Origin of the sequence: Streptomyces sp. NPDC059994 (assembly GCF_042737755.1) — a bacterium.
Taxonomy (GTDB): Bacteria; Actinomycetota; Actinomycetes; order Streptomycetales; family Streptomycetaceae; genus Streptomyces.
This window is the reverse complement of sequence record NZ_JBHWUR010000162.1, coordinates 1-11,977: the sequence shown is the minus strand read 5'-3', so window position 1 is coordinate 11,977 and position 11,977 is coordinate 1. Positions and strand designations below refer to the sequence as shown.

At 72.4% G+C, this 11,977-nt stretch carries 6 protein-coding genes, 1 pseudogene and 1 riboswitch; of the genes and pseudogenes, 3 read left to right on the top strand and 4 right to left on the bottom strand.

Translation table 11 applies throughout. The annotated features are described in order from the left end of the window. Positions 1–26: 26 nt before the first annotated feature. Together ACFWA7_RS38125 and ACFWA7_RS38120 are read right to left on the bottom strand one after the other, a co-directional pair. Positions 27–1,289: a PP2C family protein-serine/threonine phosphatase gene (locus ACFWA7_RS38125; RefSeq protein WP_385827739.1), complete on the bottom strand. Its 1,263-nt coding sequence runs from the start codon at positions 1,287–1,289 to the stop codon at positions 27–29. A 162-nt stretch (positions 1,290–1,451) separates the two neighbouring features. Beyond that, positions 1,452–2,525, bottom strand: coding sequence for a DUF3320 domain-containing protein (locus ACFWA7_RS38120; protein ID WP_385827737.1), 1,074 nt, complete (start codon positions 2,523–2,525; stop codon positions 1,452–1,454). Between ACFWA7_RS38120 and ACFWA7_RS38115 the strand changes: the two genes are divergently transcribed. After that, the gene (locus ACFWA7_RS38115; protein ID WP_385827741.1) at positions 2,479–2,739 is read left to right on the top strand and encodes a hypothetical protein; all 261 of its coding nucleotides are present in this window, start codon (positions 2,479–2,481) and stop codon (positions 2,737–2,739) included. The two genes, ACFWA7_RS38120 and ACFWA7_RS38115, sit on opposite strands and share 47 nt — an antisense overlap. Here ACFWA7_RS38115 and ACFWA7_RS38110 read toward each other — a convergent pair. After that, positions 2,723–3,796 (bottom strand): enoyl-CoA hydratase/isomerase family protein, encoded by a 1,074-nt coding sequence (locus ACFWA7_RS38110; RefSeq protein ID WP_385827735.1) that lies wholly within the window; start codon positions 3,794–3,796, stop codon positions 2,723–2,725. The two genes, ACFWA7_RS38115 and ACFWA7_RS38110, sit on opposite strands and share 17 nt — an antisense overlap. A 201-nt stretch (positions 3,797–3,997) precedes the next feature. Between ACFWA7_RS38110 and ACFWA7_RS38105 the strand changes: the two are divergent. Further along, a pseudogene (locus ACFWA7_RS38105) lies at positions 3,998–4,421 on the top strand (molybdopterin-binding protein). Here ACFWA7_RS38105 and ACFWA7_RS38100 read toward each other — a convergent pair. Then, positions 4,415–9,028 carry a molybdopterin-dependent oxidoreductase gene (locus ACFWA7_RS38100; RefSeq protein WP_385827733.1) on the bottom strand — a complete coding sequence of 1,538 codons (4,614 nt, stop codon included), beginning with the start codon at positions 9,026–9,028 and terminating at the stop codon, positions 4,415–4,417. The pseudogene ACFWA7_RS38105 and the gene ACFWA7_RS38100 overlap by 7 nt on opposite strands. Positions 9,029–9,300: 272 nt before the next feature. Next, a riboswitch (cobalamin riboswitch) is annotated at positions 9,301–9,453 on the top strand. A gap of 181 nt (positions 9,454–9,634) precedes the next feature. On the opposite strand from ACFWA7_RS38100, the gene metE reads away from it, so the two are divergent. Continuing rightward, a complete protein-coding gene (metE, locus tag ACFWA7_RS38095; protein WP_385827731.1) occupies positions 9,635–11,956 on the top strand; it encodes a 5-methyltetrahydropteroyltriglutamate--homocysteine S-methyltransferase in 2,322 nt (773 codons plus the stop codon). Positions 11,957–11,977 lie beyond the last annotated feature (21 nt).

Sequence of the window (11,977 nt, the reverse complement as noted above, 5' to 3'; positions counted from 1 at the left end):
GCGCCAAAGGCCGGCCGAAGCGGGGACTACCGGAGTGGAGCAGCCCCTGAGTCAGCGCCCGGGAGGGCCCGCCCCGGCCGTGTCGGTGCCGAGGCGTCGGCGAGGTCGGCGCCGGTGTCGGCGTCCCGCCGGGATTGGCCGACGCCGTGCCAGTCCAGGCACATGACGGTCGCGTCGTCCTGCAGGTGGCCGTTGTTGGCGTCGACGATCGCCGCGATGAGGGTACGGGCGGCCTCGCGGGGATGCAGCTCGCGGGTGCGCACGATCAGATCGGACAGATCGAAATTCTTGGCGTTGCGCTCCAGCATGCCGTCGGTCAGCATCACCAGCCGGTCGCCCGGCCGCAGGTCCAGCGACTGGACCTGGTAGGTGTGAGGGGCATGGAAGCCGAACGGCATATCGACCTTCGGAGTGATCTCCCGCACCTGTCCGTTCCGCATCCGCAGCGGCCAGGGGTGCCCGGCGTTGATGAACTCGGTCTTGCCGTCGAGCAGGCTGATGCGCAGGAGCTGGCCGGTGACGTAGCCCTGGCGGCCGTGATCCAGCATGGCCTGGTGGGCCTGGCGGGCCTGTTCGGCGAGGTCCGCACCGGCTCGCCGTGCCCGGCGGAGGGCGCCCACCAGGAGCGTGGCCAGCAGCGAGGCGGCGACATCGTGGCCCATGGCGTCGGTGACGGAGAGCTGCACGGTGTCCCGGTCGATCACGTAGTCGAAGGTGTCACCCCCGACGTGGTCGGCGGGCTCCAGCGCCCCGGCGACCGCGAACTGGGCGGCCTCGCACGCCAGCGAAGCCGGGAGCAGCCGGTGCTGGATCTCTGCGGCCAGACTCAGCGGGGTGGTGCGGCGGCCCCACTGGTACACGTCGGTGAAGGACCGGTTCGCGATGACGATGTACGCCAGGGCGTGCGCGGTCTCGCCGATCTCCCGCATCGCCTCCGCGTCCGGCGGCGCGGGCAGGAACAGTTCGAGGAGCCCGAGGGCGTCCCCGCGGTTGGTCACCGGGGCGACGATCCGCACCAGTGCGCCGTCGCCCTTGTCCTCCACGCTCGGCCGCTGGGTGCGGATCACGTCGTCGTACAGGGTGCCCCGCAGTGTGATGCGCCGGGCGGGCTCATCGGTATCGACGGTGCCCGCCACCCCCAGCCGTACGACCGAGCCGCCGGTGAAGTCGGTGATCAGGAACGACACCGACGCGGCCCCGAGGTGCTCCTGCAGCATGCGCGCGACCACGTCGAGCGACTCGACGGGTGCCGCGGCCTCCGCCGCGGCCAGAGTCCCCGCCAAGGTGATCGCCCTGTCCCGGCCACCCCCGTTCTCGGAAGTACGAGTGGTCGCCCCCTCCTCCCCGTCAGGCTCGCATACGGTCACGGTGACTCCTCGCTGCTCGCTGGTGCTCAGGACTTCGGACCGGGTAATCGACGGGCCGTCGCCGGGCCCGGTGCCAGGCAGATGTCATTGCACCACAGGCCCCTGAACGGATACGCCTGTCGGCGGACCGCTCCTCAAGCGCGTTCCGCCGACAGGCGTACGGGACGCCCGGGCCTCGCAGGCACCCGGCCCACCAGACTTCTTGCCACGCCGGCACCGGAGGCGACCCATGGTGCCTGCTGGTGTTGCGTCCGCTCCAGGATGCCCGTTGATGCCCGGACGCCGCAGCGCGATGCAGGCCGGGTCGTGCCGATCGCCTGTGGCGTCAGGGGAGCGTGGACAAGTGGTGACAGCCCGGCAGGTCGGCCGGCTCGACTCCGGTCGTCGGCGGGCCGCGCTGCTGGGCCTGCCCGAGGACCGTAACCGGGTCGACTGGCCAGGTCGGTTACTGCGGGATCTGGCTCTCGCTGTGTGGATGGCGGCGGGCCGGGCGCGAGCTTGCCCTGCTCGGAGGGCCGGCGAAGCCAGTCGGCGCTCACCCGGACCGCAGGCGTCCGGCGCCGGAGATCCGACTCCCCGCAGTCGCCCCCCGAAGCAGGTCACCGCACCACCCTGACCCGCCCCTCGCCCCCCCTCCAGCCGACGCAGTCGGGACAGCTCGGCGATGTCCGCTGTCAGGCAGTCGTGGATGTCCTTGCCCACGCGGCGCCAGCCGAAGAACTCGCAGGTCTGTTTGATGAGTTCGTCCTGTGACATGCCGGGGCATTCGGCCGCCAGCTCGTAGAGCGCCAGGTGCCGCTCGGCCGGGGCGATGTACGTCACCTTGCGCGGGGTCTCTCCGGCCTGCGGGCGCCGTGCTCTGAGCTCGTCCTGTTCCGGTACGTCGAAGAACGAGCCGTCCGCCGAGGCGAGTCCGGATCGGACCAGCGCCAGGGCCACTTGACGGACGTTGTCGCGGATGCGGGTGCCCGCCCTGCCGACGCCCCAGGCTTCGCGTGCCCGCTGTACCAGAAGGTCCTCGTGGACCGGGCCCTCGGCCTCGATGACCTGCGCCAGGACCTTGCGCAGGGCGGGGCGGACCTCGGGTGTGTGCAGCTCATGGCGTGGAGTGATGCTGATCCTGCTGGTGCGGTACTCGGTGCTCCACTCCCGCTCCACGTCCGTGTCGACCGGTACCCGCTCGTACTCGATCTCGACGTGGGGAGGCGAAGCCTGGGCGGGAGGTGCAGTCAGTGTCGTCTCCTGCCTGCGGAACGGGCCGTCCGGTGCCGACTCGGGCCGCACCGGCAACGGGCCCTGGACGACCGCCCGTTCGACCGCCTGCCGCAGTCGTGCGGGCAGGCGTTCTGCCTACCTCAACTGCCGGGCGTGAACAGGGGTTCGTGCTCGTTGGCGGTTCCGAAGAACCGCGCCACGTCTGTGTCACCCACCTCCGCCAAGCTCCCCGGCGACCACCGAGGCTCCCGGTCTTTGTCGATCACCTGGGCCCGGATCCCCTCGATCAGGTCCGGGGAGGTCAGGGCCGCGCAGGAGATGCGGTACTCCTGGGTCAGGACCTCCTCCAGGGTGGCGAGTTCGCGGGCACGGCGCAGCGCCTTCAGGGTGACCTTGAGGGACGTGGGGGACTTCGTCAGGATCGTCTCGGCGGTTTCCTTCGCCTCCTGGATGCCCGTGGTGAGCAGGCGGTCCACGATCTCCTCGACCGTGTCCGCCGCGTAGCAGTGGTCGATCCACTCGCGGTGTGCGGCGAGTTCGCCGGGCGGGGGAGGCCGGCGGGTGTGGTGGGGGAGCGCTTCCCGTACGGGCGACGTCGTCAACTCGTCCAACAGTGCCGGGAGTTGGCTCGACGGGATGTAGTGGTCCGCCAAGCCGCACAGCAGGGCGTCCGCCGCGCCCACCGGTGCGCCCGTGAGGGCCAGGTGGGTGCCCAGTTCGCCGGGCGCGCGGCTGAGCAGATACGTACCGCCCACGTCCGGGACGAAGCCGATGCCCGTCTCGGGCATGGCGACCCGGGAGCGCTCGGTGACGATCCGTACGTTGCCGTGGGCCGAGATGCCGACCCCGCCGCCCATCACGATGCCGTCCATCACGGCCACATACGGCTTGGACCAGCGCGCGATGCGGGCGTTCAGGCGGTACTCGTCCCGCCAGAAATCCGCCGAGGCCGTGCCGCCCGAGCGGGCGTCCTCATGGATCGCGCGGATGTCGCCGCCGGCGCAGAGCCCGCGCTCACCGGCGCCGGTGAGGACGACCGTCTCCACGGCCGGGTCGTGCTCCCACGCCGACAGCGCTTCGCCGATCCGGCGGACCATGGCGTGGGTGAGCGCGTTGAGCGCCCTCGGCCGGTTGAGGGTGAGGTGGGCGGCGCGGCCCCGGATCGCGAGCAGGACGTGTTCGGCCTCGGCGGCGGCGTCGGTCTCTGGGGTCATCGCGCGGTGTTCGGGCGTGCGCAGGCGGTGGTGGTGGGGCCCATGAGCTGGCGGTTCCTTTCAGATCCTCGCGGATCCGTTCAGACGATCTCCCCGGTGATCTCCCGAACATATAGTTGGACGTCCTAGTAAGTCCATCGTGTGAGGTCGCGACCCGTGCCCGCCATCCTTGCCCGCCGTCCTCGGGCCTGGAGTGCTGTCGTGCCGACGTACAGCATCGGCCAGGCAGCGGGGCTGCTCGGCGTGAGTTCCGAGACCGTCCGGCGGTGGGCCGACGCCGGGCGGCTGCGGAGGGAGCGGGGCGGTACGGGCAACCGGGTGATCGACGGGGCCGGGCTCGCCGCGTTCGCGCAGGAGAGGGCCGCCGGGCGCTGGCGGTTCCCGGCGGGTGGCCACCTCGGTGCGGAACTCCTTCGTGGGGATCGTGACGGCCGTGGCGGTCGACGACGTGGCCGCGCAGGTGGACATCCGGTGCGGGCCGCTCCGGGTGGTCTCGCTGGTGACGCGCGAGTCCGTCGAGGAGCTCGGCATCGACGCCGGGGTGACCGTCACCGCCCGGGTCGAGTCTGGGTCGGCGACCTTCCCCCGGGCATGTCCGGCCAGGGGAACGGCGGCTGCTCAGTAGACGTCGCGGACGTATCGCTTCCTCGCCGTCAGCTGTTTCAGATACGCCGCCGCCGACTCCTCGTCGAGCCCGCCGTGCGCTATCGCGATGTCGCGCAGCGCCCGGTCGACGTCCTTGGCCATACGGGAAGCGTCGCCGCACACATAGAAGTGCGCCCCGTCCTGGAGCCAGGACCACAGCAGCGGGCCGTGCTCGCGCATACGGTCCTGCACGTACACCTTGGCGCGCTGGTCGCGGGAGAACGCCGTGTCCAGGCGTGTGAGGGTGCCCTCCGCACTCAGTTTGGCCAGCTCGTCCTCGTAGTAGAAGTCGGTGGCGCGGTGCTGCTCGCCGAAGAACAGCCAGTTCGGGGCGTGATGGCCCAGGGCGCGGCGCTCGTAGAGGAAGCCGATGAACGGGGCGACCCCGGTGCCGGGGCCGACCATCACCATCGGCGTCCCCGGGTCGGTGGGGGGCCGGAAGTGCCGGGTGCGCTGGACGTACACCGGAAGCGGCGCGTCCGGCGGTGAGTCCGCGAGCAGGGCCGAGCACACGCCCGCGCGTCCGTGGCCGAGGCGGTTCTCGTACCGGACGACCGAGACCGTCACGGACACCTCGTGCGGGTCGGTCAGCGGGCTGGACGATATCGAGTACAGCCGTGGCCGCAGGCCGCGCAGGACGCCCGCCCACTCGGGCGCGCTCGCGCGCACCCCGTGTTCGGCCACCACGTCCACCGCCTGACGGCCCCAGGACCACTGCGCCAGCTGCCACTTGTTGTCGGGGCGCAGCAAGTGCTTCAGGCGGCGGTCATGGGTCCGCTCGGCGACGAACTTGAGCAGGTCGGGGCCGACCCGCGTGATGTCCAGGTGTTCGTGCAGCGCCGTACCGAACGGGACTTCCCCGACCCCGCTGATCTCGACGGGGGCCGTGCAGTCCAGACCGGTGACGGCCAGCCACTCGGCCACCAGGTCCGCCGAGTTGACCGGGTGCACGCCGAGTGCGTCCCCGGCCGCGTAGGTGAGCGGGGTGTCGCTCGCGCGGGTGTCGAAGGTGAACCGCCGCACCTCCTTGCTCGAACCGGGGAGGCTGAGCAGCGAGTTCCCCGTCAGCCGGGCCGTGACGGCGGCGGCCCGGGAGCTGGGGAGGGGTGTGGTGGGGCGAGGGGTGGCGGGGGCGGCTGGGGGTCGGGCCGCCGCGGAACTCGTAGGGATGGTCGCGGTGTTGGGGGCCGAGGCTGTTGCTGTACCCGATGAACGGACACCGTGCGATGCGAGTTCCCCTCCCGCCGCGAAATCGTCAGGGAAATTTCCGGGCGCCCCGGGGGAGGGCGTGACGGGGGCGCCCAGGGCCGTATCGCCGGGGAGGTCCACGGGCGCGTCGGGAGCTGACCTTCCGGCGGCCGACAGCTCGTCCAGGCAGGTCAGCACCCCGTCGAGCCACTCCTGCGCCCGGTCCTCGAAGTCCGGTTCGCAGTCGGTGCGGGGGAGTAGCCGTACCGCCCCCAGCTCGGCCAGCCGCCGGTCCAGGCGTCGGCCGTGCCCGCAGAATTCGTCGTACGACGAGTCCCCGAAGGCCAGGACCGCATAGCGGCGTCCTTCCAGGCGCGGGGCCTCGTCATCGGCCAGGGCGTCCCAGAACGCGGCGCCGTTGTCGGGCGCTTCGCCGTCTCCGGTGGTGCTGGTGATCAGCAGCACCTCGGCGTCGGCGGGCAGCGTGTCCGGAGCGGTGTCGTCCATGGAGACGAGCCGGATCCGGTGTCCGGCGGCGGCGAGCCGTTCGGCGCCGGCCGCGGCGAGCTGCTCGGCGTTGCCGGTCTGCGAGGCCCACAGCACCAGCACGTCACGGCCCCGGGGGGCCGAGGGCAGCGTGACGGGCGCGGGGGCGGGCCGGGGGGTCGCCCGCGAGTACATCCCGGCCAGCACGCCGTTCACCCACAGCGCGTGCTCCTCGCTGAACGGCGCCGTCGGCGGCAGTACGGGGATGCCGGGCGCGCCCGACTCCAGCCCGGCCAGGAACCCGGTGAGGTACTGGCGTTCCCGCTCGGTGAGGACCGGCGGGGGCGCGCCGAGCCCGAACACGGCGGCGGGTGCGGCGCCTTGGCCCGCCGCAGGGGGCGAGTCGGGGGCCGTACGCTGGGCGGGCACGGCGTGGGGGAGGGGCGCGGGGGCGTCGAGCAGCGCGGTACCCGCGACCAGCGCCCCTGCCGCCTCGCCGGAGGCGCCTGGCGCCCCTGCCGCCGCGCCGCCCACTCCCGCTGCCCCGGACCCACCTGCCGCCACAGCCATCGCGCCGCCCACGACGAGCGCTCCCGTGGCCCCGGACCCACCTGCCGCCCCCGCCCCCGCGCCGCCAGTAACGAGCGCTCCTGCCACCCCGGAAGCGCCGGACACCAGCCCGGCCGAGCCGTTCGCGCCCGCCGCCACCCCGCCCGCGAGCGCCCCCGTCCCCGGCATGACCGGCCGTGCCACCTCGGCCGTGACCCTCGTCAGCGACACCGCGCACACCTTGAACTCCGGCTGCAGCGAGATCGGATCGACCGCGTCGCTCGTCACCGCGTTGATGCTCAGGTCCGTGCCGAACAGGTCGTTCCAGTGGAACGGCGCGAAGCAGCACCCCTGCCGCACCCGGTCGGTCACCACGGCGGCCAGCACCGCCCGTCCGCGCCGGGAGGCGATCTCCACCCCGTCGCCTTCGGCGATGCCGAGGCGTTCGGCGTCCTGCGGGTGCACCTCCACGAACGGCGCCGGGTTGAGCTTGTTGAGCTTGGCCACCTTCCCCGTCTTGGTGAGCGTGTGCCACTGGTGCTGCAGCCGCCCGGTGTTGAGTACGAAGGGGAAGTCGTCGTCGGGCATCTCGGCGGCCGGGAGGTGCGGGCGCGCGTGGAAGACGGCCCGTCCGCTCGCCGTCGGGAACACCGGACCGCCGCCGTCCTCGGCCACGTACCGGATCGGGTTGCGGTCGGGCCCCTCGGCGGTCGGGGCGGGCCACTGCACCGGCGTGGCGCGCAGCCGCTCGTAGGTGACCCCGCGCAGGTCGTAGCCGGTCTTCGGGTTCCAGGCGCGCTTGATCTCCTCGAAGACCTCTTCGGGACCGGCGTAGGTGAACGCCTCCTCGTACCCCATCGCGCACGCCACGCGCGCGATGATCTGCCAGTCGGGCAGTGCCTCGCCGGGCGCGTCGAGGGCCGGCCGGGCGAGGGTGAGGTTGCGCTCGCTGTTGATGAGGACGCCCTCGGCCTCCGTCCACAGGGCGCCGGGCAGCACCACGTCCGCGTACGCGGTGGTCTCGGTCTCCGCGAACACGTCCTGGACGACGACGAACTCGGCGGCCCGCAGGCCCTCGACGACGGTGCGGCGGTTGGCGACCGAGGCGACCGGGTTGGTGCAGATCACCCAGCACGCCTTGATGTCGCCGTCGGCCATCCGCCGGAACATCTCGACGGTGCCGAGCCCCGCCCCGTCCGTGCGCAGCGTGCCCGGCCGCAGCCCCCACAGCTCCTCGGTGAAGGCCCGCTCCTCGTCGACGAGCACCGAGCGCTGGCCGGGCAGCCCGGGGCCCATATAGCCCATCTCGCGGCCGCCCATGGCGTTCGGCTGGCCGGTGAGCGAGAACGGGCCGCTGCCGGGGCGGCAGATCGCGCCGGTCGCCAGATGCAGGTTGACCAGGGCGTTGGTGTTCCAGGTGCCGTGCGTGGACTGGTTGAGCCCCATGGTCCAGCAGCTCATCCACTCGCCGGCCGCGCCGATCCACCGCGCCGCCGTGCGGATGTCGTCCTCGGGGATCCCGGTGATCTCCGCGACCGAGGCGGGCGCGTAGTCGGCCAGGAACTCGCCCATCGCCTCCCAGCCCTCGGTGTGCTCGGCGATGAAGGCGGTGTCCGTGTGCCCGTTCTCCTGGAGCAGGTGCAGGAGCCCGTTGAGCAGGGCGAGATCCGCGCCGGGCTTGATCTGCAGGAAGAGGTCGGCCTTGGCGGCGGTCGCGGTGCGGCGCGGGTCGACGACGATCAGCTTCGCCCCGGCCTTGACGCGCTCCATCATCCTCAGAAAGAGGATGGGATGGCAGTCGGCCATGTTGGAGCCGATGACCAGGAAGACGTCCGCCTTCTCGAAGTCCTGGTACGAGCCGGGCGGCCCGTCCGCGCCCAGCGACAGCTTGTAGCCGCTGCCCGCACTGGCCATGCACAGCCGGGAGTTGGACTCGATCTGGTTGGTGCCGATGAACCCCTTGGTCAGCTTGTTGGCCAGATACTGCGCCTCCAGGCTCATCTGGCCGGACACGTACAGCGCGACGGCGTCCGGCCCGTGCTCGTCGACGATCGCCCGCAGCCTGCCCGCCGTCTCGGCGATCATCGCGTCGACGCCGGCGGGCACCGGCTCGGCCCCCCGCTCGCCCCGTACCAGCGCGGTGGCCAGGCGTCCGGGTGCGGCCAGCATGTCGGCCGTCGTCGCCCCCTTGGTGCACAGCCGTCCGGAGTTCGCGGGGTGCGCCTTGTCGCCGGAGGCCTTGAGTACCGTGCGCCGGCCGTCCGGCCCCACGGTGATGTCGAGGACCATCCCGCAGCCCACACCGCAGTACGAGCAGACCGTGCGCACCTGTTCGGTGGCGGCCCGCGTGCCCTGTGCGGTCAACGGGTGTCCCCTCTCGTCTCGGCCGGGATCCCTTGGGCTCCGACCGTACGAAATGCCCGTTACTTCGATGTCACGTGCGGCGATCACGAGTGGTTACGTCGGCCACACTAAGCGCGCCCCGATGCTGTGAGCACCTGTGTGCGACTGCGGCACGCCTCCGATGTCGGACATCACGAGGCGTGCGGGCCCGATGTGAGGGGGCCTTCCGGCCCCGGCTCTGTAGGGTGGCGCTCGCAGCTGGTTCGCCCCCGTCCGCCAGGCGGGAGGCGTCGTAAGAGGGAACCCGGTGGGAATCCGGGACTGCCCCGCAGCGGTGAGCGGGAACGACCGCCGTCATACGCACTGGGCCCGGCCGGGTCTGGGAAGCGACGGCCACTAGGTGTCCGCCGGGAAACCGGCAGGCGTGCCCGCGAGTCCGAAGACCTGCCCGTTGCCCGTGCGCGACCGACGCGCGCGGAGACCTTGGTGACCTCGTGGGCGGGTCGGCGAGACAAGAGGTGGTTCGAGCGCGGGCACCGCTCCGCGCGGGCCGCCCTGTCCGTCTCCCTTCGCGCCCACGACCCGTACCAGGGTCGATTTCGGGACATTCTCGCGAAGGAGAGTTTCGTGACCAGCAAGTCCGCAGCCGCGGCAGCACGCGCCACCGTGTACGGCTACCCCCGCCAGGGCCCCGACCGGGAACTCAAGAAGGCCGTCGAGGGGTACTGGAAGGGCCGCGTCAGTGCCGACGCCCTCCGTGACACCGCCCGCGACCTGCGCCGCGCCAACTGGCGCCGGCTCGCCGACGCGGGCGTCGACGAAGTCCCCACCGGCGACTTCTCGTACTACGACCACGTCCTCGACGCCAGCGTGATGGTGGGGGCGATCCCCGACCGGCACCGCACCGCCGTCGAGACCGACACACTCGACGGCTACTTCGCCATGGCGCGCGGCACCCAGGACGTGGCGCCGCTGGAGATGACCAAGTGGTTCGACACCAACTACCACTACCTGGTGCCCGAACTCGGCCCGGACACCGTCTTCACCGCCGACTCCGGTAAGCAGGTCGCCGAGCTCACCGAGGCGCTGGCGCTCGGCCTCGCGGCCCGGCCCGCCCTGGTCGGCCCGGTCACCTACCTCCTCCTGGCCAAGCCCGCGCCCGGCGTCGGCGCCGCCTTCGAGCCACTGGCCCTGCTGGAGCGGCTGCTGCCCGTGTACGCAGAGGTGCTCGCCGATCTGCGGGCAGCCGGCGCGCAGTGGGTGCAGCTCGACGAGCCCGCCCTCGTCCAGGACCGCACCCCCTCCGAACTGGACGCCGCCGCCCGCGCCTACCGGGCGCTCGGCAGCCTCACCGACCGCCCCAAGCTGCTGGTCGCCTCCTACTTCGACCAGCTCGGCGAGGCCCTGCCCGTCCTCGCCAAGGCGCCCGTGGACGGCCTCGGCCTGGACTTCACGGGACCGGCCGCCGCCAACCTCGACGCCCTCGCGGCCGTCGGAGGACTGCCCGGCAAGCGGCTGGTGGCGGGCGTCGTCGACGGCCGCAACATCTGGATCAACGACTACGAGAAGTCCCTCGCCACTCTCGGCACGCTCCTCGGCCTCGCGGGCACCGTCGACGTGGCACCGTCCTGCTCGCTGCTGCACGTTCCGCTCGACGCGTCGGCCGAACGCGACATCGACCCGCAGATCGCCCGCTGGCTCGCCTTCGCCGACCAGAAGACCGCCGAGACCGTGACCCTGGCCCGCGGCCTCACCAGCGGCACCGGCGCCATCGCCGCCGAACTCGCCGCCAACCGCGCGGACCTGGCCTCGCGCGCCGGATCCGCCCTCACCCACGACCCGGCGGTACGCGCGCGTACGTCGGCGGTCACCGAGGCGGACGGCCGCCGCTCCCAGCCGTACGGCGAACGCGCCCCGGCCCAGCGCGCCCGGCTGCGGCTGCCGCTGCTGCCCACGACCACCATCGGCTCGTTCCCGCAGACCGCACAGGTGCGTACCGCCCGCGCCGACCTGCGCGCCGGACGCGTCGGCACCGCGGGCTACGAGGAGCGCATCAAGGCCGAGATCCGCGAGGTCGTCGCCTTCCAGGAGAAGGCGGGCATCGATGTCCTCGTCCACGGCGAGGCCGAACGCAACGACATGGTGGAGTACTTCGCCGAGCAGCTGACCGGCTACCTCGCCACCCGGCACGGCTGGGTCCAGTCGTACGGCACGCGCTATGTCCGCCCGCCGGTCCTGGCCGGCGACATCTCCCGGCCGCGACCGATGACAGTGCGCTGGACGGCGTACGCCCAGTCGCTCACCGACCGCCCCGTCAAGGGCATGCTCACCGGGCCGGTCACCATGCTGGCCTGGTCGTTCGTCCGCGACGACCAGCCGCTCGCCGAGACCGCCCGCCAGGTGGCGCTCGCCCTGCGCGACGAGGTCGAGGACCTGGAAGCGGCCGGGACCTCGGTCATCCAGGTCGACGAGCCCGCCCTGCGCGAGACGCTGCCGCTGCGCGCCGCGGACCGCGCCGCCTATCTGGACTGGGCCACGGAATCGTTCCGGCTGACCACCGGGGGCGTACGTCCCGACACCCAGATCCACACCCACATGTGCTACGCCGAGTTCGGCGACATCCTCCAGGCCATCGACGACCTCGACGCCGATGTCATCAGCCTGGAGGCGGCCCGCTCGCACATGCTCGTCGCCGACGAGCTCGCCGCCGCGGGCTATCCGCGCGAGGTGGGACCCGGTGTCTACGACATCCACTCGCCGCGCGTACCGAGCGCCGAGGAGGCGACCGCACTCCTGCGCAGGGGGCTTGCGGCCATCGCTCCGGAACGGCTCTGGGTCAACCCTGACTGCGGACTGAAGACCCGCGGCTGGACCGAGACGAAGCGGTCCCTGGAGAACCTGGTCGAGGCCGCCCGCACGGTCAGGACGCAGGTGCAGCAGGGGGCTTGACACGGCCGGGGTGTTCGGGCA

What these genes read in the sequence shown, in the direction of transcription:
- ACFWA7_RS38115 (WP_385827741.1), top strand. Translation starts at nt 2,479, where the DNA reads ATGCTGATCCTGCTGGTGCGGTACTCGGTGCTCCACTCCCGCTCCACG.
- ACFWA7_RS38110 (WP_385827735.1), bottom strand. Translation starts at nt 3,796, where the DNA reads ATGACCCCAGAGACCGACGCCGCCGCCGAGGCCGAACACGTCCTGCTC.